Source organism: Stenotrophomonas sp. PS02297 (genome assembly GCF_029959705.1).
Taxonomy (GTDB): Bacteria; Pseudomonadota; Gammaproteobacteria; order Xanthomonadales; family Xanthomonadaceae; genus Stenotrophomonas; species Stenotrophomonas nitritireducens.
On the sequence record NZ_JASCOS010000016.1, the window covers coordinates 21671 to 48669 of the forward strand.

Consider the following 26999-nt stretch of genomic DNA (forward strand, 5'->3'; position numbering starts at 1 on the left):
TCATTAGCTCCGGGTCAGACCTTGTTCAACCATTTCAGAAGCGGCTCCCAGTCCTGCTGGTGTTCGCGGACCTGGGCGGAGTGGTAATCGAACAGGCTGCGGCCCAGGCCGACCATGACCACGTAGCTCTGGCTGTCGCGCAGCTGCGCGACGACCTCGTACGGCCATTGCGCCAGCATCTGCCGCGCCTGCTGCGACGTCTGCGTCCACGGCTTGGTGCGGTTGAGCACCAGGCCCACCGGCAGCGCGCGGCTGTGCACGCGCTTGACCTTGGCCAGACTGTTCAGGAAGCCGACTATCGCCTCGATGTCCAACGCCGAGGGCAGCACCGGCACCACGACGGCGTCGGCCGCGTCGAGGAAGCGCTCCAGATCCTCGGCATAGGCGCCGGCCGGCGCATCGATGATCAGTTGCCCGGTGTCGTCGGGAATGAGCTTTTCCCAGTTCTTCTTGCGGTGCACGTCCACCGGCAGCACGGCGCTGTCCAGTACCGCGCGGCGTTGCGCCCAGCGCGTGCTGGACCCCTGCGGGTCGGCGTCGGCGATCACAGTGGCCTGCCCGGCCAGCGCCGAATGCGCGGCCAGATGGGTGGCGATGGTGGTCTTGCCGACACCGCCCTTGGAGCCGGCCACCAGGATCGTCTTCATGCACGCCTCGTTTTGCGCGGGACTGACCGCAGCGTACACCGGCGCGCGACGGCCGCGGTAGTCGGTGCGTGAGGACGGCAGCCGCCCGTGCGCCCCGTGGTGCGCGAAGGGACTCTGCCGGGAACGCCGGCGCGCGCCTGCGGGCATGGCGCGCTTTGCTATCTTTACCGCCCGTGCCGGAGTCTCCATGAGCGAACTGCAGGACCTGACCGCGCTGATCCGCGCCAACACGCCGCTGATCGTCATCGAAACCCCGGACGAGGCGCGGATCGTGGACCTGTTCCGGCAGGCGCTGATGCACGTGTGGCGTGCGCTGTACCGCTGGTCGATCACCGAAGGCCTGCGCCGCATCGACATGGACCGCGAGGACGAGGCGGTCGGCCCGCCCGATGCCAGTTCGGCGCTGCGGATGATCCAGGAAGCCGGACAGCGCGGCATCTACCTGCTGCTCGATTTCCACCCCTACCTGGGCTATGCCAGCCACCAGCGCCTGCTGCGCGACCTCGTGCAGCGCCGCCACAGCCAGCCGCACGTGCTGGTGCTGGTCGGCACCAAGGTGGAGCTGCCGGCCGAACTGGAAGCGCTGGCCACCCGCTTCAACCCGCGCCTGCCCGACGCCAACGCGCTGCTGAAGATGCTGCGCGAGGAAGCGGCCGCCTACGCCGGCGAGAACGGCGGCCGCAGAGTGGAAGTGGACCAGGAGGCGGTGCGGCAGATCCTGCGCAACCTGCAGGGCCTGAGCCTGACCGACGCGCGGCGCATCGGCCGCCAGCTGATCTACAGCGACGGCGCGCTGCGCGCCGACGACCTGCCGCAGCTGGCGAAGCTGAAGTTCGAACTGCTCAACCGCAGCGGCCACCTGCACTACGAGTACGACAGCGCGCGCTTCGGCGACGTGGCCGGCGCCGCGCGGCTCAAGCGCTGGATCGAACAGCGCCGCGCGGTGTTCGTCGCCGGCGACGCGCCGCCCGGGCTGGATCCGCCGCGCGGCATGCTGCTGCTCGGCGTGCAGGGCTGCGGCAAGTCGATGCTGGCCAAAGCCACCGCCGCCGGCTTCGGCGTACCGCTGCTGCGGCTGGATTTCGGCATGCTCTACAACAAGTACCACGGCGAGACCGAGAAGAACCTGCGCGATGCGCTGGCCTCGGCCGAGCAGCTGGCGCCGTGCGTGCTGTGGATCGACGAGATCGAGAAGGGCCTGGCCAGCAGCGGCGAGGACGGCGGCGTCTCGCGCAGGGTGCTGGGCTACCTGCTGACCTGGATGGCCGAGCGCAAGGGGCCGGTGTTCATCGTCGCCACCGCCAACCAGGTACAGGAACTGCCTGCCGAACTGCTGCGCAAGGGCCGCTTCGACGAAATCTTCTTCGTCGACCTGCCCACGCCCGACACCCGCGTGGAACTGCTGCGCCTGCACCTGGGCAGGCGCGGGCTGGACGCCGGGGGCTTCGCCCTGCCCGCACTGGCGGCCGCGGCCGACGGCTTTTCCGGCGCCGAGATCGAACAGGCGGTGGTGGCCGGGCTGTACGCCGCGCATGCGGCGCGCGCGCCGCTGGACACCGACCTGCTGATGGCCGAAATCCGCAATACGCGGCCGCTGTCGGTGCTGATGGCCGAGCAGGTGCAGGCGCTGCGCGAGTGGGCGCACGGACGCACGGTGTCGGCCGATTGAACTGCGGAGGCGCAGCCAACCAGTCCGTCACGCGGGACAGTCCCGCACAGCAGCGTCACCGGCGAACGCCCCGGCAGACGCCGCGGGAGCATGGCTCTCCTCCTTCGCGTTGAGCGGGCAAAGCCCCGCTGGAGCATTCCCGGCCAAGGCGGACAGCGGCCGACGCCCCCAGTTGGCATGATCGGCCGGCAGGACCAGAGCCCGCCGGCATCGCGCAGGGCTCAGGGCCAGGCCGGCGGGTTCTCGGCCCAGGCCTGCTGCACCTCGGCCAGGCGCGCGCGCTCGGCGTCGCTCCACAACGGCAGCAGCTGCGGGAAGCGTGCCGGGGTGTTCCACTGCTCCGGCTCGGTGCGCACCGCTGCCGCATACCATTCCAGCGCCTCGCCCCTGCGATCCAGCGTCCACAGCGCCAGGGCCAGGGTCGGCGGCGCCCAGCTGGCGTTGCCGCGCGTGCCGCTGGCTGCCTGCGTCCACAGCGCCAGTGCGCCCTCGGCATCGCCATGGCGATACAGGTCCCAGGCCTGGTTCCAGCGGATGCCGCGCGACTGCAGCGAGTTTTCCGAAACCGCCGCCAGCGCTTCCTGGTAGAGCTTGGCCGCCAGATCCGTGCGGCCCTCGGTGTAGGCGATGCCGGCCAGCTGGACGGTGGCGTCCACGCTCCTGCGCCCGCGTTCGCGCAGTTTCATCAACTGATCGACCAGCCCCGCCTGTTCCGGCGGCAGCGCCTGGATGGGCTTGGCCGCGGTGTCTTCATCGAAATAGAACTCGGCGATCTTCGGCATCCCCTGTGCCCACGCCGTCGAACAGAACAAGCCGGCCAACAGCAACAGGCCGCCAGCCACGCCCTTTATCACCTGCATGTTGCAATCCCCATCGTTCAGCGCCCAGCAAGGATCCGATCCTAACCGCTCGGCCCGCCGGCCGCGAGTCCATCCCGCCGGAGCGGCGGCAGGCGCCAAAACCCGCGCTGGTACAATCGCCGGCCGCGTGCGCGCCGCCCTGGCGCGGCCGCGATGCCAGCCGTTCCTGCAATGGGCCAGCCATGACCAGTACCGCCGAACTCACCTCCCCCGCCTCCGCCAACACACCGCTGATCGGCGTGCGCGATGCCGATTACACGCTGGAGCACAAATACACCCGCACCGACGGCCGCATCTACCTGAGCGGCGTGCAGGCCCTGGTGCGCCTGCCGCTGATGCAGCAGCAGCGCGACATGGCGGCCGGGTTGAACACCGGCGGCTTCGTCAGCGGCTACCGCGGCTCGCCGCTGGGTGGTTTCGACCTGGAGCTGTGGCGCGCACGCAGGCACCTGGAAGCGGCCAGGGTGAAGTTCGTGCCGGGCCTCAACGAGGACCTGGGCGCGACCATGGTGTGGGGTACGCAGCAGGCCAACCTGTTTCCCGGTGCCAACGTCGATGGCGTGTTCGGCATGTGGTATGGCAAGGGCCCGGGCGTGGACCGCTGCGGCGACGTGTTCAAGCACGCCAATGCCGCCGGTACCTCGAAACACGGCGGCGTGCTGGCGCTGGCCGCCGACGACCATGCCTGCCGCAGCTCCACCCTGCCGCACGGCAGCGAGGAGGAGTTCGTCAGCGCGATGATGCCGGTGCTGAACCCGGCCGGCGTGCAGGACATCCTCGACATGGGCCTGGTCGGCTGGGCGATGAGCCGCTACACCGGCCGCTGGATCGGCTTCAAGACGATTGCCGAGACGGTGGAGTCCTCGGCCTCGGTGGACGTCAACCCGTTCGCCCGCCAGATCATCCTGCCGGAAGATTTCGACATGCCGGCCGCCGGCCTCAACATCCGCTGGCCGGACCCGCCGCTGGAGCAGGAAATGCGCCTGCACCGCTATGCGGTGAAGGCCGCGCAGGCGTTTGCCCGCGCCAACGGCATCGACAAGGTGGTGATGGATTCGCCGCAGGCGCGGCTGGGCATCGTCACCACCGGCAAGAGCTACCTGGACGTGCTGCAGGCGCTGGAATACCTGGGCCTGGACGAGAAGGCCTGCGCCGACATCGGCATCCGCGTCTACAAGGTGGGCATGACCTGGCCGCTGGAGCCGCAGGGCATCGGTGAATTCTCCCGCGGCCTGCAAGACATCGTCGTGGTGGAGGAGAAGAAGGCCTTCATCGAGCGGCAGATGAAGGAATACTTCTACAACTGGCCGGCCAATTGGGGTGCGCGCCCGTCCATCGTCGGCAAGTACGACGAACAGGGCGAGTGGATCCTGCCGTCCACCGGCGAGCTGACCCCGGCGACGATTGCCGGCGTGATCGGCCGCCGCATCCAGCGGTTCTTCAATACCGAATCGATTGAAGAACGCCTGCGCTGGATGGACGTCAAGGAAGCCGAGATGGCGCTGCCGCGCGCGCAGTTCCCGCGCGTGCCGCATTACTGCTCCGGCTGCCCGCACAACACCTCCACCAAGGTGCCGGAAGGCTCGCGTGCGCTGGCCGGCATCGGCTGCCACTACATGGTGACGTGGATGGACCGCGCCACCGACACCTTCACCCACATGGGCGGCGAAGGCGTCACCTGGGCCGGGCAGGCGGCGTTCACCGACACCGAGCACGTGTTCCAGAACCTCGGCGACGGCACCTATTTCCACAGCGGTTCGCTGGCGATCCGCCAGGCGATCGCCGCCGGCGTCAACATCACCTACAAGATCCTCTACAACGATGCGGTGGCGATGACCGGCGGCCAGCCGGTGGACGGCACTCTGACCGTGCCGCAGATCGCTCAGCAGATGCATTCGGAGGGCGTGCACACCATCGTGCTGCTGTCCGACGACATCGCCAAGTGGAAGCTGCGCCGCCACGAGTTCCCGCACGAGGTCGAGTTCCACGACCGCGCCGAGCTGGACGCGGTGCAGCAGCACCTGCGCACGGTGAAGGGCACCAGCATCCTGATCTTTGACCAGACCTGCGCCACCGAGAAGCGGCGCCGCCGCAAGCGCGGCAAGCTGGTCGATCCGCCCAAGCGCACCATGATCAACTCGCTGGTCTGCGAAGGCTGCGGCGATTGCGGCGAAAAGAGCTTCTGCGTCTCCGTGCTGCCGAAGGAAACCGAGTTCGGGCGCAAGCGCGACATCGACCAGTCCAACTGCAACAAGGACTTCTCCTGCACCACCGGCTTCTGCCCGAGCTTCGTCACCGTGCACGGCGGCCAGCTGCGCAAGGGGCAGAAGAGCAGTGCCGCCAGCCTGCTCGACAACCTGCCCGACCCGGTGTTCCGCAGCGACCTGTCCCAGCCCTGGAACATCCTGATCACCGGCGTCGGCGGCACCGGCGTGGTCACCATCGGCGCGCTGCTGGGCATGGCCGGGCACCTGGAGGGCAAGGGCGCGACCGTGCTCGACCAGACCGGTCTGGCGCAGAAGGGCGGCGCGGTCACCACCCACATCCGCATCGCCAACACCCCGGCCGACATCCATGCCGTGCGCATCGCCGCCGGCGAGGCCGACCTGGTGCTGGGCTGCGACATGGTGGTGGTCAACGACTACTGGGCTCTGTCCAAGGTGCGCGGCGAGCGTTCGCAGGTGGTGCTCAACACCTACGAAGCGATGCCGGGCACCTTCACCACGCACCCGGACATGCAGTTCCCGGCCGCCGACATCATCGCCGGGGTCAAGGTGGCGCTGGGCGGGCGCGACCCGATCCTGCTCGACGCCACCCAGCTGGCCACCGCGCTGCTGGGCGATGCGATCGCCGCGAACCTGTTCATCCTCGGCTTCGCCTGGCAGCAGGGGCTGGTGCCGCTGTCGCTGGAAGCGCTGATGCGCGCGGTCGAACTCAACGGCGCCGCCATCGAGATGAACCAGCGCGCTTTCGCCTGGGGCCGCCTGGCCGCGATCGACCCGCAGGCGGTGCAGCAGGCCGCCGGGCTGGTGCGCAACGCGCCCACCGAGGCCGAGCGCACCCCGGGCACGCTGCGCGAGCTGCCGCCGGGCGAATGGGAAGGCAGCGAGGCCGGCGCGCCGTCGGCGCCGCGCAATCCGGGCAACGAACCGGAAGTGCGCGGCCTGCCCTCCAGCGACCCGCGCCCGGGCGACATCACCTTCCCGACCCTGGACGACGCGCGCCTGTCGCGTTCGCTGGACGAACTGATCGCCCGCCGCAGCGGCTTCCTCATCGACTACCAGGATGCCGCCTACGCCACCCGCTACCGGCAGCTGGTCGATGCGGTGCGCAGGGCCGAGCAGCGCGTGGCGCCGGACAGCACCGCGCTGACCGAGGCGGTGGCGCGCTATTTCTTCAAGCTGATGGCCTACAAGGACGAGTACGAGGTGGCCCGCCTGTACACCAGCGGCGACTTCATCAAGCGCGTGGCGCAGCAGTTCGAGGGCGACTACCAGGTGCGTTTCCACCTGGCGCCGCCGTTGTTCGCCAAGCGCGACGAACAGGGCCGGTTGCAGAAGAAGGAATACGGCCCGTGGATGTTCAAGGCCTTCGGCCTGCTGGCCAGGCTCAAGGGCCTGCGCGGCGGCCGCTTCGACGTCTTCGGCTACACCGCCGAGCGGCGTGGCGAGCGCCAGCTGATCGCCGACTACGAGCGCACCCTGCAGGAACTGCTGGGCACGCTCGATGCCGGCCGGCTGGCGCTGGCGGTGGACATCGCCAGCATCCCCGAGCACATCCGCGGCTACGGCCACGTCAAGGAAGCGCACCTGCACGAAGCCAAGGCCCGCGAAGCGGCGCTGCTGGCGACGTGGCGCAACCCGAAGGCGCTGCATATCGTGCAGGCGGCCTGATGTATGTGTTCGCTGACATACTCATGAATGTCAGCGAACGCTTGCTTCAGCTGGGTTGGGCACGCCCAATGTAAGCGAGTGCTTACATTTGCCTCAATGTAAGCACTCGCTTACATTGGACCGCATGGCCGCCCTCAAGACTCCTGCCGACCTGGGCAATGTGATCCTGCAGCGCCGCAAGGCGCTGGGCTGGGACCAGGCACGCCTGGCCCATGAGGCCGGCGTCAGCCGGCAATGGATCATCGAAATCGAGAAAGGCAAACCCAGGGCGGAACTGCAACTGGTACTGAGGGCGCTCAATGTTCTCGGCATCGAACTCGATGCCCTCCCCCGCGAAGCCCCCAAAGCCTCCGGAGGCCCGACGCTGGACCTTGCAGACGTCGACCATATCGTCGAATACAGCCGGACCGGGCCGGACAATGCATTTGGCTCATGGCTCCAAGCCCTGCGCAAGCCTGCCTCCGCTCTCTCCGTATTGGAGAAGCAGCAAAAGAAGTACAGCGCACGGCTCAACTCCGCGCCTGAAGAACAACAGAGGTTGCCACCCGACCCCAAGGCACCGCCGAGCGGCGGCCGGAAGGGGAAGAAATAGTGGCGCTGGCGCTCCTGTTGTCCGGGCGCGTCGCCGGACGGCTGGAAGCCGATGGCGACGGCAACCCGAGGCTGCGCTATGCCGATACCTGGCTCGACACCGCCGGCGCCTACCCCGTCTCGCTCAGCCTGCCGCTGACGCAACGGGATTTCCCACCGCAGACGGTCTCCGCCGTCCTGTGGGGATTGCTTCCCGACAACGAGAGCCTGCTGCAGCGCTGGGGTTCGCATTTCCATGTTTCCCCGCGCAATCCCATGGCCTTGCTCTCCCACGTCGGCGAAGACTGCGCCGGCGCGGTGCAGTTCGTAGGCGATGAACGGCTTGAAAGCATCCTGGCAGGCGCCGGCGACCGGATTGAACCACTGAGCAACGCCGAACTGGCAGGCCGGCTGCGGCGCCTTCGCCAGGACGGTGGCATGGCGCGCAATGTGGACGACGTCGGGCAATTCAGTCTCGCGGGCGCGCAATCCAAGATTGCCCTGTTGAAGCAGGACGACGGCAGTTGGGCCATTCCCGCTGGGCGTATCCCCACCACCCATATCCTGAAACCACCGGGCGGCGACTACGACGGCTTCGTCGAGAACGAGATGTTCTGTCTACGGCTGGCACGGGCACTCGGCCTGCCGGCCGCCACGGCAGAGAAGATCGAGATCGACGGGGAAACCGCCATCTGCATCAGCCGCTACGACCGCGCCCGCATGAACGGCAATCTGGTGCGCGTGCATCAGGAGGATTTCTGCCAGGCCCTGGGCGTGATGCCCCAGATCAAATACCAGAGCCAGGGTGGGCCGGGGCCGGCCGATCTGGCAAAGGTACTGTGGGATCACTCATCGCAGCCGCGCAACGACGTGGCGACCTTGTTCCAGGCAGTGGCCTTCAACTACCTCATCGGCGGCACGGATGCCCATGCCAAGAACTACTCGCTGCTGTTCGGCGCCGGCGGCAACGTCCGTCTTGCTCCGCTGTACGACATTTCCAGTGCCCTGCCCTACCCGCAACTGCAGAAACGCAAGATCAAGATGGCGATGAAGGTTGGCAACCACTACCGCTGGTGGGATATCCGCCCGGAAGACTGGCAGGCGACTGCCGCCCGCTTGCGGCTGGAACCGGTATGGGCATTGGATGCGCTTGCCGCCATGTGCCTGCTGCTTCCCGAAGCGGCGCAGCAGGTACGCAGGCAACTGCAGGACGAAGGAATCGTCCATCCGGTAATCGACCGGTTGCTGCACGAAATCCAGCTGTCCTGCGAACGCTGCCTGGCAAAGTTCCAGGCCAGCTGACGGCATACAGGCGCCCCGCACTGCACTGCGGGGCGCTTCATGCCACGGCAACCTCAACGCCGCGGCGCAAGAATCTTCGTCAGCAGATCCGCGCGGCCGGCGATGCGGCGCAGGTGCGGGTAGCGCAGGCCGTCGCGGTAGTCGATGCGCACGGTGCGGAAGCTGTCGGCCTGGCGCACGATCAGTTCGACCGGCGTGCCGCCCTTGGCGTCGGTCACCGCCTGCTTCAGGCGCGCGCCGCTGTAAGCCAGGCCGTTGACCGCCACCACGGTGACGTCCTTGGCCAGTCCCGCCTTGAACGCGGGACTGTCCCAGCCGACCGACTGCAGCACGCCATCGCTGCCGGCCTTCAGGCCCAGCGAGTACTGCAGGTCGGTCAGGCCGTCGGCCTCGCCGTCGGCGACCACCAGGTTCGGCGCCTCGCTGTAGTACAGCTCCCAGCCCGCGGCTTCCAGGCCGTCCGGCGCGCCGCCGTCGCGCGCATCCAGGCGCTTGCCGATGAACGCGTCCCAGCCGCCGGGTTGCACCGCTTCCAGTCCCTGCATAACGTCAGCGCGGTCGTACAGGCGGATCTCGCCCTGCTTGCCACCCTGGTGGAAACGCTTGGCGAAATCGTCCAGCGTCACCTTGCCCTTCGACAGGCTGCGCAGCCGCGCGTCCACGCCCAGCCACAGCAGGGTGCTCTCGTTGTAGAACTCGAAGGCGCGCTGCCAGTCGGCCCAGGCCTGCGGTTTCGAATTGAAATCGAGGATGCCCTGGTGGACGGTGTCGTGCAGGTCGCGCCACTGCCGCCCCGGCTGGGTGGCGTAGTTGGCCTGCAGCTGCGCCAGCATCGCCATCGCGTAATCGTGGTTCCACAGGCCCGAGCGCGCGGCCAGCACCACCGCCCAGTACTGGGTCTGGCCCTCGTACATCCACAACTCGTCGTTGTGCATCGGCGCGTTGTAGTGCGGCACCCAGGTCGGGCGCGGGCGCCAGGCCTTGCCGATCCACGCATGGGTGTACTCGTGCGGCAGCAGGTCGTTGTCGGCGTAGGGACGCTCGCCGCGCAGGTAGCCGTCGTGCATGCCGTTCTCGCTGGACTGCGCGTGCTCCAGGCCGATGCCGCTGAACACGTCCGACACCGCCAGCAGGAAGTCGTAGCGCGTGTAGGGGCGCGGACCGAACACCTTGTCGGCCTCATGCACCAGCGCGCGGTGCGCGTCCAGCACCTTCGGGTCGGCCTGCAGCGCCTGCGGGTTCTCGGCCACCACGTCCAGCCATACCGGCTGCGCGGCCTTGTCGTCGAGGGCGAAGCGCTTGAACCAGCGCCCGGCATAGACCGGCGAGTCGATCAGCGTCATCAGCGACACTGGTGCGTAGTGTTCGGTGGCACCGCTGCGCTGGGCGACGTCCAGCGCCGTGCCGCTGCGCCAGCCCTCGGGCAGGCGCAGCGCCGGCTTCACCTGGATGCCGCGCGCATCGAAACCGGCCGGATACAGCACCACGCGGTGCCACTGCAGGTCGAGCAGGTTGGGCGTCATCGCCACCCGGCCCTGGTCGGCGGCGGTCGGCGAGAGGTACTGGAACTCGATGTCCAGCATGTCCACGCCTTCGGGCACCTGCAGGTTGAAGGCGTACATGTCGCCGGCATCGCGGGTCCAATGCAGGGGCTGGCCATTGCCGCGTATCAGCAGCCCGGCCATCTGGTTGATCGGCCCGGTCGGCGCGTGGTTGCCGGGGATCCACTGCGGATACCACAGGGTCAATGGGCCTGGCGCCACCGGGATGCGTTCGCGCACGCGCTGGATGCGGCGCTCGATGTCGCTGGCATCCACCTCCAGTTCGATCACGCCCGGATAGCGGGCCTGCACCTGCATCGCCGCCTGCCGCGCGGCGCCGTCCTGCGCCTGCGCGCACGCCAGCGGCGCCATGCCCAGCACCATTGCCAACAACCAGTTGCGCCCCTGCATCCGTCCACCTGCCCCGCGTTGAAGTTTCCGCATCCTAGCCGGTCCGCACCGGCGTCCGCCGCCAGACCAAGGTGCGGTTGTTGGCCGGCATCGCCACGTCCTCGCGCAGCTCCAGCTCTTGCGCGCGGGCCAGGGCGTCCACCGCCTCGAAACCACGGATGCCCGAGCGCGGATCGCGCGCCTTCAGCCAGCCATCGAAGATGCGGTTGCTGTCGCTGCTGAAGTCGCCGTCGTAGTTGAATGGCCCATAGGCGATGAACAGCGCCCCCGGCGCCATCAGCGACGGCAGCCCGGCGAACAGCGCCTGCACCTCCTCCCAGCCCATGATGTGCAGGGTGTTGGCGGTGAACACCGCATCGAAGCCGGCCACGCCGTCGACGACCGGCAGCGGTGGCGCGGGCTGCAGTCCTTCGCCCACGACCGCCTGCAGTTCCAGCGCCGGCGGCGTGTTGGGCAGCGCGGCCTCGTCCAGCCATCGGCCGATGCCGGGCAGGTGGTCGCGGTGGTCGCTGGCCTGCCAGCGCAGCCACGGCATCGCCGCGGCGAAATGCACCGCGTGCTGGCCGGTGCCGCTGCCGATCTCCAGCACATTGCGCGCAGCGCCGAGGTGGCGCCGCAGCACCGCCAGGATCGGTTCGCGGTTGCGGTCGCAGGATTCGGCGTGGGGCTTGGCGGTCATCGCGGCGGGCTTCTTTCGTGAGCGGTGGGATTGTGCCGCAGGGCCGGTCCGCGCCACGCATGACCATGGTCACTTGTGCCCGCACCGCGCCACGGCCGAGATTCGGGGGTCCCGCGCGATGCCCGCATCGCCACGCCCATGGAGTCCCGCATGCAACGCCGCCAGTTCCTCGCGCTTTCCGGCCTCGGCCTCGCCGGCATGATGCTGCCCAATGCCCGCCTGATCGCCGCCGAAGAGCTGCTGGCGCCGGCCGACGTGGCGCGCAGGAAAGCGTTGGCCGATACCGTGCTGGCGCTGGCCAGGAAGGGCGGCGCCAGCTACTGCGACGTGCGCATCGGCCGTTACCTCAACCAGGCCATCGTCACCCGCGAGGACAAGGTCCAGAACGTCACCAACAGCGAATCGGCCGGTGTCGGCATCCGCGTGATCGTCGACGGCGCCTGGGGCTTCGCCGCCAGCAACCAGTCCACCGACCAGGGCGTGGCCGCCGCGGTGGCGCAGGCGCTGGCCATCGCCCGCGCGAACGCGAAGATCCAGACCAGGCCGGTGCAGCTGGCGCCCACGCCCGGCGTGGGCGAGGTGCGCTGGCAGACGCCGATCCGGCGCAACGCGATGGCGGTGCCGGTCAAGGACAAGGTGGACCTGCTGCTGTCGATAAACGCTGCTGCGCTCAATGCCGGCGCCAGCTTCATCAACTCGCAGCTATTCCTGGTCAACGAGCAGAAATACTTCGCTTCCAGCGACGGTTCGTGGATCGACCAGGACGTGCACCGCATCTGGCTGCCGTTCACCGCCACCGCCATCGACACCGCCAGCAGCAAGTTCCGCACCCGCAACGGGCTGTCGGCGCCGGCCGGCATGGGCTGGGAATTCCTCGATGGCGACGCCGCCGGCAAGTACCACCTGCCCGGCGGAGTGATCGGCTACGGCCACTCCTACGACCCGGTGGAAGACGCCATCGCCGCGGCGAAGCAGGCGCAGGAGAAGCTCAGGGCGCCGTCGGTGAAGCCGGGCAAGTACGACCTGGTGCTGGACCCGTCCAACCTGTTCCTGACCATCCACGAGAACGTCGGCCACCCGCTGGAGCTGGACCGCGTGCTCGGCTACGAGGCCAACTACGCCGGCACCAGCTTCGCCACGCTGGACAAGCGCGATGCCGGCTTCCGCTGGGGCAGCGACATCGTCAACTTCACCGCCGACAAGACCCAGCCCTACAGCCTGGGCGCGGTGGGCTACGACGACGAGGGCGTGAAGTGCCGGCGCTGGGACCTGGTGAAGGACGGCGTCCTGGTCAACTACCAGGCCACCCGCGACGAGGTGCATATCCTCGGCGAGAGCGCCTCGCACGGCTGCAGTTACGCCGATTCGTGGAAGAGCGTGCAGTTCCAGCGCATGGCCAACGTGTCGCTGGCACCGGGCAAGGCGCCGCTGACCCCGGCGCAGATGGTCAAGGACGTGGAGAACGGCATCTACATCCACGGCCGCGGCTCGTACTCCATCGACCAGCAGCGCTACAACGCGCAGTTCGGCGGCCAGCTCTGCTACCAGATCAAAAACGGCGAGATCACCGGCATGGTCGAGGATGCCGCCTACCAGATCCGCACCCCGGAATTCTGGAACGCCTGCTCGGCCATCTGCGACGAACGCGATTTCCGCCTCGGCGGCTCGTTCTTCGACGGCAAGGGCCAGCCGGGCCAGGTTTCGGCGGTGTCGCACGGCTCGGCGACCACGCGCTTCGACGGGGTGAACATCATCAATACGGCGCGGTCGCTGGGATAAGGGCGGGAAGAGCCTTCATCGCCCCGTGCGCGCTGCCACCGCAGCGCACAGGAGCCGCTTGCCTCCCGCGCAGCCGGGCATGCCTGCCCGGCCGGCTTCCCGGGGAAACGGGCAACGGCCTCAGCGCGTCGTATACCCGCCGTTGACCAGGATGGTCTGCCCGGTCATCCACCAGCCCTCGGATACCAGGAAGCGTATCCACGGCACGATGTCCTCGATGTCGGTCAGGCCGGTGCGCGAGAACGGCGACAGCGCCGCCGCGGTCTTGTGGTAGGCCACCGCGTCGGCGCCCTCGGCCGGGTAGAAGAACGGGGTATCCATCGGTCCCGGGCCGATCGCGGTCACCGAGATGCCGCGCCCGCCGAACTCCTTGGCCGCCGCGCGCGTGTAGTGCTCCACCGGCGCCTTGGTGCCGGCGTAGCTGGAATAGAACGGGGTGAACGCGCCCAGCAGCGAGGTCACCAGCGTGCAGATCCTGCCGTTGTCGGCGAGCTGGCGGCCGGCTTCCTTCAGGAAGAAGAACGCGGCCTTGTTGTTCACCGCGTCCATCTCGTCGAACTCGGCTTCGCCGATCTCGGCCATCGGCTTCTTCAGCACCTTGCCGACGGTATTGACCGCGATGTCGATGCGGCCCAGCGCCTGGCGGGCGTCGGCGAACAGTTTCTCGACCGCCCCGGCGCGGGTCAGGTCGGCCTGGAACAGGTGCGCGTTGCTGCCGGCGGCACGCACCGCGGCCGCGGTCGCCTCGGCCTGGCCGCGGGTGGCCAGGCTGTTGTAGTGGATGGCGATGCCGCTGGCGCCGTGCGCGGCGAGGTCGTGGGCGAGCAGGCCGCCCAGGTTCTTGGCGCCGCCGGCGATGAGGGCGGTCTTGCCGTGGATGCGGTGGTCGGTCATGGCGAACTCCCGTGGCTGGAATGCCCACAGAGGCTATCGGCTTGGAATTCCGGATAAAGCCAGCCATCCTGACTTCACTTGTCGGATATCCCGGACAATCGCCATGGACCGCATCGAGCTGTGCCGCATCTTCGTCCGCGTGGTGGACTGCGCCGGCTTCACCCGCGCCGCCGACCAGCTGAACCTGCCGCGCTCCACTGTTTCCGAGGCGGTCCGCACGCTGGAGCAGCGGCTGGGCACGCGCCTGCTCCACCGCACCACCCGCCAGGTCACCCCGACCCAGGACGGGCTGCTGTTCCACGCCCGCTGCCAGCAGCTGATCGCCGACATGGACGAGGCCGAGCAGCTGTTCCGGCAGGCGCCGCATGCGCTGAGCGGCCGCCTGCGGGTGGACGTACCCGGCCGCATCGGCCGCCTGATCCTGGCGCCGGCGCTGCCGCGCTTCCTCGACGCGCATCCGGGGATCGACGTCGAGCTGGGCATGACCGACCGCACCGTCGATCTGGTCGAGGATGGCGTGGACTGCGCGCTGCGGGTCGGCCCGCTGCAGGATTCGCGGCTGGTGGCGCGCGGCCTCGGCCAGCTGCCGCTGGTCAACGTGGCCAGCGCCGGATACCTCGCCGCGCACGGCACCCCCGCCCATCCCCGACAACTGCCCGACCATTGGGGCGTGCGCTACGCCTCGCCCGGCAACGGCCGGGTCGAACCCTGGGAGTGGCGCGAGGACGGCGTGCTGCACGAACAGCCGCTGCGCGGGCGCGTCACCGTCAACAGCGCCGAGGCCTACATCGCCTGCTGCATCGCCGGGATGGGCCTGATCCAGATTCCGGCATACGACGTACGCCGCGAACTGGCCGACGGCACCCTGGTCGAAGTGATGCCCGGCCATCGCGCCGATCCGCTGCCGATGCACCTGCTGTATCCGCACCGGCGGCACCCGTCGCAGCGGCTGCAGGTGTTCGTGGCCTGGTTGCAGGAGGTGCTGGGCGAAGCCGTCCGGTAGCCGGGCAGTGCGCCCGGGCGCAACGCAGAACCGGCGCTTCCCGCGGTTTCTATGTCTAAAGTCACTACCGCTGCAAACGCCTCCCCGCAAGAATCGAACGGTTCGCAGAGCACCGCGAAGCCATCGTCGTTCGTTGCCGTAACGCCCGCCGCGCGGGCCGTGCCCTTGGAGAGCAGCCTTGCATAGACGTGACTTCCTCGCCCTGACCGGGCTTACCGCGGGCGGCCTGATGGTGCCGTCGTTCTTCGGCAAGGCCATCGCCGCCGAACAGTTGCTCAGCGCGATCGACCCGGCGTTGAAGAAGCGCCTGGCCGACGATGCGATGAATGCCGCGCGCGCGGCAGGCGCCACGTACTGCGATGTGCGCATCGGCCGCTACCTGCGCCAGTTCGTGATCACCCGCGAAGACAAGGTGCAGAACGTGGTCAACACCGAATCCACCGGTGCCGGCATCCGCGTGATCGCGGGTGGTGCCTGGGGCTTCGCCGCGACCAACGATCTGAGCCCGGCCGGCGTGGTCAAGGCCGCGCAGCAGGCCGCCGCCATCGCCAAGGCCAACGCCAAGGTGCAGACCGCGCCGGTCCAGTTCGCCAAGGCGCCGGGCTTCGGCGAGGTCAGCTGGCGCACGCCGATCAAGAAGAACGCGATGGAAGTGCCGATCAAGGACAAGGCCGACCTGCTGCTGGGCGTGAACGCCGCCGCGCTGTCCGCCGGCGCCAGCTTCGTCAACTCGATGCTGTTCCTGGTCAACGAGCAGAAGTACTTCGCCTCCACCGACGGTTCCTACATCGACCAGGACGTGCACCGCATCTGGGCGCCGATGTCGGTGACCGCCATCGACAAGGCCAGCGGCAAGTTCCGCACCCGCGACGGCTTGTCCTCGCCGATGGGCATGGGCTTCGAGTACCTGGACGGCGACGCCGGCCAGAAATTCGTCTCGCCCAACGGCGTGGTCAACTACGGCCTGTCCTACGACATGCGCGAGGACGCCATCGCCGCGGCCAAGCAGGCGCAGGAAAAGCTCAAGGCGCCGTCGGTCAAGCCGGGCAAGTACGACCTGGTGCTGGACCCCTCGCACACCTGGCTGACGATCCACGAATCGGTCGGCCACCCGCTGGAACTGGACCGCGTGCTCGGCTACGAGGCCAACTACGCCGGCACCAGCTTCGCCACCCTGGACAAGCGCGAAGAGCATTTCCAGTACGGCAGCGACAAGGTCAACATCTTCGCCGACAAGGTCCAGCCGGGCAGCCTCGGCGCGGTCGGCTACGACGACGAAGGCGTCAAGACCAAGCGCTGGCCGCTGATCACCGACGGCAAGCTGGTCGACTACCAGGCCATCCGCGACCAGGCCCACATCCTCGGCAAGACCGAGTCCGATGGCTGCTGCTATGCCGATTCGTGGTCGAGCGTGCAGTTCCAGCGCATGGCCAACGTCTCGATGGCGCCGGGCAAGACCCCGCTGAGCGTGGCCGACCTGATCAAGGACGTGGAGAACGGCATCTACATCATCGGCGACGGCTCGTTCTCGATCGACCAGCAGCGCTACAACGCCCAGTTCGGCGGCCAGCTGTTCTACGAGATCAAGGACGGCAAGATCACCCGCATGCTGGAGGACGTGGCCTACCAGATCCGCACGCCGGAATTCTGGAACGCCTGCAGCGCCGTGGCCGACGAACGCGACTACCGCCTGGGCGGCTCGTTCTTCGACGGCAAGGGCCAGCCGGGCCAGGTCTCGGCGGTGTCGCACGGCTCTTCCACCGCCCGTTTCGACGGCATCAACGTCATCAATACCGCACGCAGCCTCGGCTGACCGTCCAAGGAGTTCTTGAGCAATGAGCATCTTCACCGAACAGGAAGCCAAGGCCATCCTGGACAAGGTCATCGCGCTGTCCAAGGCCGACGAATGCACCGCGACGCTGGCCGGCTCCATCGACGGCAACATCCGCTTCGCGCTGAACAACGTCTCCACCAGCGGCATGGTCAACAACGCCGAGCTGGCGGTGCAGGTCGCCTTCGGCAAGCGCGTGGGCACCGCCTCGATCAACGAGTTCGACGACGCCTCGCTGGAGCGCGTGGTGCGCCGCGCCGAGGACCTGGCCCGGCTGGCGCCGGAGAACCCGGAGTTCATGCCGATCATCGGCAAGCAGGAATACAAGCCGAGCCCGACCTTCAGCGCCTCCACCGCCGCCATCGATCCGGAGTTCCGCGCCAAGGTCGCCGCCGACTCGATCACGCCGTGCCGCGGCCACGGGCTGATCGCCGCCGGCTTCCTCGAGGACAGCCGCGGCTTCGTCGCCATCGCCAACAGCAAGGGCAACTTCGGCTACCAGCAGAACACCTCCTTCGATTACACCTGCACCGTGCGCACCGAAGACGGCCGCGGTTCGGGCTGGGTCGGCCGCAACCTGAAGGACGCGTCCGACTTCCATGCCGAGCAGGAAATCGAGATCGCCAAGCGCAAGGCGATCGAATCGGCCGAAGCCAAGGCGCTGGAGCCGGGCAAGTACACGGTGATCCTGGAACCGGCCGCCGCCGCCGGCCTGATCAGCTTCATGATGAACTTCTTCGATGCCCGCTCCGCCGACGAAGGCCGCAGCTTCCTGTCCAAGAAGGGCGGCGGCAACAAGCTCGGCGAGCAGGTCTACGACCCGCAGGTGAACATGTTCGCCGACCCGTGGCACCCGGACGCGCCGGTGCTGCCGTGGGACGGCGAGGGCACGCCGCGCGAGCGCATCGCCATCATCGAGAACGGCAAGGTGATGAACCTTAACTACTCGCGCTACTGGGCGCAGAAGCAGGGCAAGACCGCCAACGCGCGGCCCGGCAACCTGCTGATGAGCGGCGGCAGCAAGTCCATCGCCGAGCTGGTGAAGGGCACGCAGAAGGGCATCCTGCTCACCCGCACCTGGTACATCCGCATGGTCGATCCGCAGACCGTGCTGCTGACCGGCCTGACCCGCGACGGCACCTTCTACATCGAGAACGGCCAGATCAAGCACCCGGTGAAGAACTTCCGCTTCAACGAATCGCCGGTGATCATGCTCAACAACATCGACGAGCTGGGCAAGCCGGTGCGCGTGGCCGGCGACGAATCCAGCTACGTGATGATGATCCCGCCGATGAAGCTGCGCGATTTCACCTTCACCTCGCTGTCCGACGCGGTGTGACCCTGCCTTTCCCTTCTCCCTCCGGAAGAAGGGACCCGAAGGGCGGATGAGGGTCCGGGCGCAGCCCCGGCCCTCTCCGCGACCCCTCTCCCACGGGAGGGGGGGTTCCGTGCCCCAGAGACCGCTCCTGTCTTGTCCCAGTCCCGGCTAACGCGCGCGCAATTCCTCCACCTGCTGCTCGGCGGCGCGGTGGCGGCCGCATTGCCCGGGCGGGCGGGCGCCCAGGCCAGCCGCTACGACTTCTGGTTCACCCGCCTCAAGTACGACTCCGGCGACTGGGACGTGGACGCGCGCATGCCGTCCAACCTGATCACCTCGCTGATCGACTACACCACGCTGCGCGTGGATCCGACCGAACACGTCCTCGCCCTGTCCGACCCCAAGATGCTGCGCGCGCCGTTCTGCTACCTGGCCGGACACAAGCTGGTCGAGTTCAATCCCGACGAACGCCGCAACTTCGAGCGCTACGTGCGCAACGGCGGCTTCGTGCTGGTGGACGACTGCAACCACGACATCGACGGCCTGTTCGCCACCTCGTTCGAGGCGCAGATGCGCAGCATCTTCGGTGCCAACGCACTGAAGAAGCTGCCCAACACCCACGCGCTGTACAACAGCTTCTTCAAATTCCCCGAAGGCCCGCCGGCGACCGCGTTCGAACTGAACGGCTGGGGCGACGACCTGGTGCACGACTACCTGAAGGGCATCGAGATCGACGGCCGCCTGGGCGTGCTCTACAGCAACAAGGACTACGGCTGCGAATGGGACTACGACTGGCGCAACAAACGCTTCCTGGCCGAGGACAACACGAAGTTCGGCGTGAACATCGTGATGTACGCACTGACGCATTGACCCCACTGGTGACCGCATGAACGCCCCCGCCCACGATCTCGATTCCCTGCTGCCCCGCCTGGGCGAACTGCGCGGCGCGCTGGCCCAGGCGGTGGTCGGCCAGCAGGACGTGGTCGAGCAACTGCTGATCGGCCTGCTCGCCGGCGGCCACTGCCTGCTCGAAGGCGCGCCCGGCCTGGGCAAGACGCTGCTGGTGCGCTCGCTCGGCCAGGCGCTGGAACTGCAGTTCCGGCGCGTGCAGTTCACCCCCGACCTGATGCCCAGCGACATCCTCGGCACCGAGCTGCTGGAAGAGGACCACGGCACCGGCAAGCGCGCGTTCCGCTTCCAGCAGGGCCCGGTCTTCACCAACCTGCTGCTGGCCGACGAACTCAACCGCACGCCGCCGAAAACCCAGGCCGCGCTGCTGGAAGCGATGCAGGAGCGCACCGTCAGCTACGCCGGCACCACCTACACCTTGCCCTCCCCGTTCTTCGTGCTGGCCACGCAGAACCCGATCGAGCAGGCCGGCACCTACCCGTTGCCGGAAGCGCAGCTGGACCGCTTCCTGCTGCACGTGCGCGTGGACTACCCCAGCGAGGCCGAAGAGCGCGACATCCTCGCGCAGACCACCGGCAGCAGCGGTGGCGCCGTGCCGAAGGTGATGGATGCCGAGGCGGTGAAGGCGCTGCAGGCCGCGGTACGCGACGTGCACATCGGCGCCGACCTGCTGACCTGGATCACCCGGCTGGTGCGCGCCAGCCGCCCGGGCGATGGAGCACCGGCCGAGGTGAACAACTGGATCAAATGGGGCGCCGGCCCGCGCGCCGGGCAGTCGCTGGTGCTGGCGTCGAAGGCCCGCGCCCTGCTGCACGGCCGCTTCGCCGCCACCCGCGAGGACGTGCAGGCGCTGGCCGCGCCGGTGATGCGCCATCGCCTGCTGCTGTCCTTCGCCGCCGAGGCCGAGCAGAAGAGCGCCGACGACGTGATCGCCGCGCTGCTGCGCGCGGTGCCGTACCCGGCCTGACCCGTCCTCTGCATTCGCCTTGGCCGCCACCGCGCCACCGCTGATTCCCGCCGACGTGCGCAGCCGCCTGCGCGGCCTGCGGCTGTTGCCGCAACGGGCCAGCGGCAGCCGCGGCATCGGCATGCACGCCAGCCGCAGCCGCGGTGCCGGGCTCGAGTTCGCGCAGTACCGCGCCTATGAGCCCGGCGACGAACTGCGCCAGATCGACTGGAAGCTCTACGCGCGTTCGGACCGCTTCTTCGTGCGCGAGTCCGAGCGCGAAAGCCCGCTCACGGTGTGGCTGCTGCTCGACACCACCGCCTCGATGGCCCAGGCCGACCAGGCGCGGCGCGACTGGACCCGCCTGCAGGCGGCCAGCGCCCTGGCCGCCTGCGTGGCCGAACTGGCGCTGCAGCAGGGCGATGCCTTCGGCCTGGCTGCCATCGGCGGCGACGGCGTGCAACTGGTGCCCGCCGGCCATGGCCTGCGCCAGCGCGACCGCCTGCACCTGCAGCTGCACGCCCTGCGCGCGCAGGGCCAGTGGCCGGCACAGGAGCGGCTGGCGCCGGTGTGGGAACGCATCGCCGGCAACGACCTGGTGGTGATGATCGGCGACGGCTTCGACGAAGCCGCCATCGCCCTGGCCGAGCGCCTGGCCAAGGCCGGCCGCGATGTCGTGCACCTGCAGCTGCTGACCGCCGAGGAGCGCGACTTCCCGTTCCGGGACGGCCACCGCTTCCGCGACCCGGAAACCGGCGAGGAACTGCTCAGCGACGGCGCGACGGTACGCGCCGGGTACCTGGCCCGTTTCGCCGAGGCGCGACGCACGCTGGATGCGCGCCTGCAGGCCGCCGGCATCCGCCACGAGACCGGGTTCCTCGACGAAGCCATCGACGCGCCGCTGCAGCGGCTGTCCGCACGCCACGGGGGCCGCGGCGCATGAGCCTGGTGTGGCTGTTCCCGGCAGGCCTGGCCGCGCTGGCCGCGTTGCTGCTGCCGTTGCTGATCCATCTGGCGCGGCGCGACGAGCAGCGGCTGATCGACTTCGCCGCGCTGCGCTGGCTGGCGGCCAGGCCACGGCCGCGCCGGCGCATCCGCTTCGACGAATGGCCGCTGCTGCTGGTGCGGCTGCTGCTGCTCGCGCTGCTGGCGGTGCTGCTGGCACGGCCGGCGCTGGAAGGCGTCGAGGACGACACGCCGCGCATCGCTGTCGCCCCCGGCGTGGACCTTGCCGCTGTACGCGCGATTGTCGATGCGGACAAGTCGCGATGGCTGTGGCTGGCACCGGGCTTTCCGGCGTTGGATGCACCAGCCGCTCCCTTGCCCCCGCAACCGCTCGCCAGCCTGCTGCGTGAGTTGGATGCCGCGCTGCCGCCCAAGGCACCGCTCACCGTGGTCGTGCCAACGGCGCTGGATGGGCTGGATGCGCAGCGGCCGCAGCTGTCGCGTACGGTGCGCTGGCAGGTGATCGAAACCGCATCGCCGGCAGCCACTGCCACCCTGCCAGCCGCGCCACGCCTGCACATTCGCCATGACGAAACCGGCGCCGCCGCGCTGCCATGGTTGCGTGCGGTCGGTCAGGCGTGGAACACGCCGGTGGACATCGCCGACGACAACCATGCCTTCGCCGATGATGGCGACGTGCGCGTCTGGCTCTCGGCCAAACCGGTTCCCGATGCCTTGCAGGGGTGGGCGCGCGACGGCGGCCGGCTGCTGGTCGATGCGCGCGCGCCCTTGCCCGATACCGCGCAGCGCCTGCCGCTGTGGCGCGACGACGGTGGCGCACCGGTGATCGAACAGGTGGATGGCGCGCACGCGCATTGGCTGCGCTGGGCCGCGCCACTGCAGCCGGCGACGATGCCTGTCCTGCTGGATGCCGGCTTTCCGCAGCGCCTGCGTGGACTGCTGCAGGCGCCACCGGCTCCCACCCGCGCGCTGGCCACGGCGATGCAGCCGGACGCCGGCGCCGCCGCATGGCCGCAGCCGGCGTACGAACCCGTGCCGTGGCTGGCCGCCGCCATCGCCCTGCTGTTCCTGCTGGAGCGCTGGCTGGCCAGCGCGCGCCGGCGCCGGGGGCAGCCATGAACCCGCAGGCATTGCTGCGCGTCGCGCGACGCCGGGTACTGCTGATCGTATTGGCCGGCGGCGTGCCGCTCGCGCTGGCGACCGGCCTGCTTGCCCTGCGCGCTGCCGGCTTCGATGCGGGCAGCGTGGCACTCACGCTCGCCCTGCTCGCCGTCGCCGCCTTCGCCACCTGGCGCGCGCGGCGGCTGGATGCGCGCTGGCTGGTCGCGCGCCTGGACGCACAGCCGCGTTTCGAGGACAGCGCCGACCTGCTGTTCGCCGCGCCGGAATCGCTGAACCCGCTGCAGCAGCGCCAGCGCGCGCGCATCGACCAGCGCCTGCACGCGACACCGCCCGACCTGCGCCCGCGCTGGCCGTGGCCGCGCCTGCTCGCCTGCTTCGGCATCGCGTTGCTGGTCGCCACCGCCGCCGTGCTGTGGCCGCGCGATGCGGGAATGGCTGCCACGGATGTCCGCGATGGAGGCGCCGTACATTCCGCGGTGACGACGCCGCCCGCCTTGCGCGGCACCCGTCTCGAAGTGACGCCGCCGGCCTACACCGGCCAACCGCCGAGCGCCGGCGAGAAGCTCGACGCGCGCGCCCTGCAGGGCAGCCATCTGCGCTGGCAGCTGCGGTTCGCGCCGCAGCCGCGGCAGGCATGGCTGCAGTTCCACGATGGCCGCCGCCTGCCGTTGCAGCCTGTCGGCGACCGCTGGCAGGCCGAGGAACCCCTGCAGCGCTCCGGCCTGTACCGCATCGTCACCGAGCCCGCGCTGGCCGACGCCGGCCGCGCATGGCGGCTGGAAGTGGTGCCGGACCGTCCGCCGCAGGTGAAGGTGATCGAACCGGCGCAGACGCTCACCCAGGCCGCGCCGCACCAGCGCCGCTGGACGCTGCGCTTCGAGGCCAGCGACGACTTCGGCGTCGCCGCCGGCGCGGTGCTGGAGCTCACCACCGCCAAGGGCAGCGGCGAGAACATCGATTTCCAGCAGCGCCGCGTCGAACTGGCCGGCAGCGGCCCGGCCACTTCACGCCGCTTCGCCCATGACGTCGATCTGGCCGCACTGGGCGTCGGGCCGGGCGACGAAGTGGTGGCGCGCCTGAGCGTACGCGACAACCGCGCGCCGCAACCGCAGGAGGCGCGCAGCCCCAGCCTGATCCTGCGCCTGCCCAGCGAGCAGGACGTGCAGACCAGCGACCTGGAAGGGGCGATCAAGAAGGTGATGCCGGCCTATTTCCGCAGCCAGCGCCAGATCATCATCGACGCGGAGGCATTGTTGAAGCAGCGCAGCGCGCTCGACGCCGACACCTTCATCAAGCGCGCGGACGCCATCGGCGTGGACCAGCGCATCCTGCGCCTGCGCTATGGCCAGTTCCTGGGCGAGGAAGCCGAAGGCGGTGCGAAACCGCCGCCGACCGGAGACGGCCCGCCCACCGCCGACGCAGCGGCCAGCGACCATGCGCACGACGATGGCCACGACCACGATCACGCGGGCGGCGACGACGCCACGGCGGCCTTCGGCAGCGCCACCGACGTGCTGTCCGAGTACGGCCACACCCACGACCATGCCGAGGCGGCGACCCTGCTCGATCCGCAGACCCGCGCCATCCTCAAGGCCGCGCTCGACCAGATGTGGCAATCCGAAGGCCACCTGCGCCAGGGCCACCCCGACAAGGCGCTGCCCTACGCCTACAAGGCGCTGGGCTTCATCAAGCAGGTGCAGCAGGCCGAGCGCGTCTACCTGGCGCGGGTCGGCCCCGAGCTGCCGCCGATCGACATGGCGCGGCGCATGGGCGGCAAGCGCGACGGGCTTGGCAGTCGCGGCCTGCAACCGGCACCGCGCGAAAGTGGCGACGCCATACCGGTGAACGCCTGGCGGGCGCTGGCCACGGCGGACGCGGCGGTCGATCTGGACACGCTGTCGCGCTGGCTCGATGCGCATCCGCAGGCCGTGCCCGATCCGCTCGACATCGCCGCCGCCATCGATGAACTGCGCCAGCAACCTGATTGCCGCACCTGCCGGCAGCGCCTGCGCGACCAGCTGTGGCCGGCGCTGCCGCGCGCGCCGGGACCGCCGGCGCGGCGCGACGCCGCCGACACCATGGGCCGCCGCTACCTCGACGCCTTGACCGCACCGCAGGAGACCGCGCGATGAGCTGGCTGCCCCTCGCCCTCATTGCCCTGGCCGTGCTGCTCGGCAGCCTGCGCCTGTGCCTGGCGCCGCGCCCGCCGCTTGCGCGCCTGGGCCTGCTGCTGGCGCTGCAGCTGGCGGCGGCGCTGCTGCTCGGGCTGGCCCTGTTCCCGCCGCGGCATGCCGTGCCCGCCGATACGCTGCTGATCGCCACCGCCGGCACGACCGCGGCGGACATGGCGTCCATCCCGGCCGCCGTGCGGCTGCGCCTGCCGGAAGCACCGGCACTGACGGACGTGGACCGGGTACCGGATCTGGCCACCGCGCTGCGCCAGCATCCGGGCACGCGCGCGCTCGTCGTCGTCGGCCAGGGCCTGCCGGCGCGCGACCGCGATGCCGCGCTGCCGCCGCTGCGCTTCCTGCCCGCCGCCGCGCCGCACGGGCTGGTGGAACTGCAGGCGCCGCCGCCGCTCGCCGCGGGCGCGCGTTTCGAGGTCGGCACGCGCGTGCAGGGCCTGCCGCAGGCACGGGTGGAACTGCTCGACCCAGCCGGGCATCGCGTCGCCATCGCCACGCCCGGCGAGGATGGCCGCGTGCGCCTTGCCGCCAGCGCGCGCGATGCCGGCGATGTCGAATTCACCCTGCGCGCGCTCGACGCCGAGGGCAAGGTGCTCGACCAGCTGCCGGTGCCGGTGCGCGTGCAGGCGGTAGCGGCGCCCGCGCTGCGCCTGCTCGCCGGCGCGCCCGGGCCGGAACTGAAATACCTGCAGCGCTGGGCCGCCGATACCGGCGCGACCCAGCAGACCGGCATCAGCGTCGGCGGCGGCGTGCAGCTTGGCGACGCGCCGCAGGCCATCGACGCGGCCGGCCTCGCCAGGCTCGACCTGCTGCTGCTCGACGAACGCCGCCTGGCCGCGCTGTCGTCGGCGCAGCGCACGGCCATCGCCGCGGCCATGCGCGACGGTCTCGGCGTGCTGGTGCGCATGGGCGGCACACTCGGCGGCGATGCCCGCCGCGCCCTGCGCGAATGGGGGCTGGACGCGCGCGGCGGCGGGCAGACCGCCACGGTGCAGCTGCGCGATACCGATACCGATACCGGCGATGGCGGCGCGGCGGCGACGCTGGACGTCGAGCGCTTCGATCTGGCGTTCGCCGACACCGGCGTGGTGCCGCTGCTGCGCGCCGCCGACGGCGCCGCGATCGGCGGCTGGCGGGCCGTGGGTCGTGGGCGCATCGGCGTACTGCCGGTCGCCGACAGCTACACCCTGGTGCTCGCCGGCCATGCCGACGCCCACGCCGAACTGTGGAACCGCGTACTGGCGACGCTGGCGCGGCCGCTGCCGGCATCGCCGCTCGCCGCGCTGCCTGCCTGGGCCTGGGCCGGCGAACGCACCGCGCTGTGCGGCCTGCCTGCCGGTACGCGGATCGAAGCGCCAGATCGCGGCACCACCACCCTGGTGGCCGATCCGCACGCGGGCAACTGCAGCGGCTGGTGGCCGCGGCAGGCCGGCTGGCACCGTGCCGTCGCCGGCGACTTCAGCGCCGGCGTGCGGGTGATCGACCCGGCCGACGCGCGCGCCCTGCATGCACAGGCCATGCGCGAGGCCACTTCAGCCTTGCGCGGCAGCGCCGGAATTACCGCAGCATCCGCGTTGCCGGTACCCGGCCCGCGCTGGCCGTGGCTGCTGGGCTTCGTGCTGGCGGCGGCGCTGCTGTGGTGGCTGGAACGGCGGCCACGACCATGCGGCAGTGCTCATGCCCCGGGCAGTGCATAGGAAACGGCGGTGCCCGATACCTTCACATAGCCCCGCTCGCGCAGCCCGGCGATGAGCCGCTGGACCTCGACACGCGGCAGCTTCTTGCCGAACATGGAATCCATCGCGCTTTCCAGGGTCTTCACCCGCGTCGGCCGGGTCATGGCCGCAAGCCGCTGCAGGACAAGCTGCAGCCGCGCTTCCTGCTCGGGCGGTGGCGCGGCCGGCGCGAAGCACGGCATCCGCGTAATGGCGGTGGAGCGGCATGCAAGTATCCGGTTCTCCTTGAGGTGCCGGATCAGCGGATCGAAGCCGGTGTCGCCGGAGATGACATGGAAGAACCCCCGCGGATCGGCTTCCGCCAGGCGCCCCATGTACCAGGCGATATGGAAGTCGGCCGCGTTCGGGCCGTTGCCGGCGATCTTCACGTACTCGGCATGCCGCCCCATCCGCTGCAGCGCCGCGGCGATCTCGAACGGAATCTTCCCCTGATTGGCGCCGACGAACACGATCACCCGGAACTCCGGGCGTTCCAGCCGCGCCAGCGATTCCGGCTGCACGTTCTCGTAATCGATCAGCACATAGTTGATGCGTGCGGTCGAAGCTGATGCTTCGCCAGCACTTGCCTGCAGATCCATCGCCATCCCTGTTCGCGACCGCCGACAGGTACCGCTTATACGCCTCGATGGACCCTGCTGCCAGGCGGGTGCCTGGAAAAACGACGCCCGCGCCCGGAGCGGGCGCGGGCGTCGCCCCGCGCACCCCGCGCCCCCCCCCCGCGCGGGTTTTTGAATGGG

20 protein-coding genes are annotated in these 26999 nt (G+C 69.7%); 14 read left to right on the plus strand and 6 right to left on the minus strand.

Features of this window, described 5'->3' with window-relative positions; genetic code table 11:
* Window positions 1-14: 14 nt before the first annotated feature.
* The gene (locus QMX80_RS05870; RefSeq protein WP_282275854.1) at window positions 15-647 is read right to left on the minus strand and encodes a ParA family protein; all 633 of its coding nucleotides are present in this window, start codon (window positions 645-647) and stop codon (window positions 15-17) included.
* A 187-nt stretch (window positions 648-834) separates the two neighbouring features.
* Between QMX80_RS05870 and QMX80_RS05875 the strand changes: the two genes are divergently transcribed.
* Window positions 835-2316, plus strand: a complete 1482-nt coding sequence (locus tag QMX80_RS05875) for an AAA family ATPase (RefSeq protein ID WP_282275856.1) — start codon at window positions 835-837, stop codon at window positions 2314-2316.
* A gap of 221 nt (window positions 2317-2537) precedes the next feature.
* Here the strand turns inward: QMX80_RS05875 and QMX80_RS05880 are convergent, their stop codons facing one another.
* Window positions 2538-3176 carry a tetratricopeptide repeat protein gene (locus QMX80_RS05880; RefSeq protein WP_273084729.1) on the minus strand — a complete coding sequence of 213 codons (639 nt, stop codon included), beginning with the start codon at window positions 3174-3176 and terminating at the stop codon, window positions 2538-2540.
* A 182-nt stretch (window positions 3177-3358) separates the two neighbouring features.
* Between QMX80_RS05880 and QMX80_RS05885 the strand changes: the two genes are divergently transcribed.
* From QMX80_RS05885 to QMX80_RS05895, 3 genes are all read left to right on the plus strand, one after another.
* A complete protein-coding gene (locus QMX80_RS05885) occupies window positions 3359-7069 on the plus strand; it encodes an indolepyruvate ferredoxin oxidoreductase family protein (protein ID WP_282275858.1) in 3711 nt (1236 codons plus the stop codon).
* Between the two features lie 124 nt (window positions 7070-7193).
* A complete protein-coding gene (locus QMX80_RS05890) occupies window positions 7194-7661 on the plus strand; it encodes a type II toxin-antitoxin system Y4mF family antitoxin (protein ID WP_282275859.1) in 468 nt (155 codons plus the stop codon).
* Entirely contained in the window at window positions 7661-8941 is a 1281-nt protein-coding gene (locus QMX80_RS05895) for a type II toxin-antitoxin system HipA family toxin (RefSeq protein WP_282275861.1), read from the plus strand. The genes QMX80_RS05890 and QMX80_RS05895 overlap by 1 nt, the downstream gene beginning before the upstream one ends.
* Before the next feature lie 53 nt (window positions 8942-8994).
* On the opposite strand, the gene QMX80_RS05900 is transcribed toward QMX80_RS05895, so the two are convergent.
* Window positions 8995-10893: a peptidase M61 gene (locus QMX80_RS05900; protein ID WP_282275863.1), complete on the minus strand. Its 1899-nt coding sequence runs from the start codon at window positions 10891-10893 to the stop codon at window positions 8995-8997.
* A 34-nt stretch (window positions 10894-10927) separates the two neighbouring features.
* Window positions 10928-11572, minus strand: a complete 645-nt coding sequence (locus tag QMX80_RS05905) for a DUF938 domain-containing protein (protein ID WP_282275864.1) — start codon at window positions 11570-11572, stop codon at window positions 10928-10930.
* A 150-nt stretch (window positions 11573-11722) separates the two neighbouring features.
* Between QMX80_RS05905 and QMX80_RS05910 the strand changes: the two genes are divergently transcribed.
* The gene (locus QMX80_RS05910; RefSeq protein ID WP_282275865.1) at window positions 11723-13351 is read left to right on the plus strand and encodes a TldD/PmbA family protein; all 1629 of its coding nucleotides are present in this window, start codon (window positions 11723-11725) and stop codon (window positions 13349-13351) included.
* Between the two features lie 120 nt (window positions 13352-13471).
* Here the strand turns inward: QMX80_RS05910 and QMX80_RS05915 are convergent, their stop codons facing one another.
* The gene (locus QMX80_RS05915; RefSeq protein ID WP_055772750.1) at window positions 13472-14245 is read right to left on the minus strand and encodes an SDR family oxidoreductase; all 774 of its coding nucleotides are present in this window, start codon (window positions 14243-14245) and stop codon (window positions 13472-13474) included.
* A 103-nt stretch (window positions 14246-14348) separates the two neighbouring features.
* Between QMX80_RS05915 and QMX80_RS05920 the strand changes: the two genes are divergently transcribed.
* The 9 genes from QMX80_RS05920 to QMX80_RS05960 all read left to right on the plus strand — a co-directional run bounded on the left by QMX80_RS05920 (window position 14349) and on the right by QMX80_RS05960 (window position 26223).
* Window positions 14349-15248 carry a LysR family transcriptional regulator gene (locus tag QMX80_RS05920; RefSeq protein ID WP_282275866.1) on the plus strand — a complete coding sequence of 300 codons (900 nt, stop codon included), beginning with the start codon at window positions 14349-14351 and terminating at the stop codon, window positions 15246-15248.
* 178 nt (window positions 15249-15426) lie between these two features.
* On the plus strand, window positions 15427-17061 hold the full coding sequence (locus QMX80_RS05925; protein ID WP_273084711.1) for a TldD/PmbA family protein: 1635 nt from the start codon (window positions 15427-15429) through the stop codon (window positions 17059-17061).
* Between the two features lie 22 nt (window positions 17062-17083).
* Window positions 17084-18418 carry a TldD/PmbA family protein gene (locus QMX80_RS05930; protein WP_055772743.1) on the plus strand — a complete coding sequence of 445 codons (1335 nt, stop codon included), beginning with the start codon at window positions 17084-17086 and terminating at the stop codon, window positions 18416-18418.
* Window positions 18419-18592: 174 nt separating this feature from the next.
* On the plus strand, window positions 18593-19267 hold the full coding sequence (locus tag QMX80_RS05935; RefSeq protein WP_327083315.1) for a DUF4159 domain-containing protein: 675 nt from the start codon (window positions 18593-18595) through the stop codon (window positions 19265-19267).
* A gap of 16 nt (window positions 19268-19283) precedes the next feature.
* Window positions 19284-20273, plus strand: a complete 990-nt coding sequence (locus tag QMX80_RS05940) for a MoxR family ATPase (protein WP_055772740.1) — start codon at window positions 19284-19286, stop codon at window positions 20271-20273.
* 19 nt (window positions 20274-20292) lie between these two features.
* Complete coding sequence (locus tag QMX80_RS05945) at window positions 20293-21195, plus strand: DUF58 domain-containing protein (protein WP_055772737.1); 903 nt, start codon at window positions 20293-20295, stop codon at window positions 21193-21195.
* On the plus strand, window positions 21192-22337 hold the full coding sequence (locus tag QMX80_RS05950; protein WP_282275875.1) for a BatA domain-containing protein: 1146 nt from the start codon (window positions 21192-21194) through the stop codon (window positions 22335-22337). The genes QMX80_RS05945 and QMX80_RS05950 overlap by 4 nt, the downstream gene beginning before the upstream one ends.
* Window positions 22334-24472, plus strand: coding sequence for a hypothetical protein (locus QMX80_RS05955; protein ID WP_282275877.1), 2139 nt, complete (start codon window positions 22334-22336; stop codon window positions 24470-24472). The genes QMX80_RS05950 and QMX80_RS05955 overlap by 4 nt, the downstream gene beginning before the upstream one ends.
* Window positions 24469-26223 (plus strand): carboxypeptidase regulatory-like domain-containing protein, encoded by a 1755-nt coding sequence (locus QMX80_RS05960; protein WP_282275878.1) that lies wholly within the window; start codon window positions 24469-24471, stop codon window positions 26221-26223. The genes QMX80_RS05955 and QMX80_RS05960 overlap by 4 nt, the downstream gene beginning before the upstream one ends.
* Here the strand turns inward: QMX80_RS05960 and QMX80_RS05965 are convergent.
* Window positions 26202-26999: PIN domain-containing protein (locus QMX80_RS05965; RefSeq protein WP_282275879.1), on the minus strand; the 798-nt coding region annotated here is incomplete at its 5' end. The genes QMX80_RS05960 and QMX80_RS05965 overlap by 22 nt on opposite strands.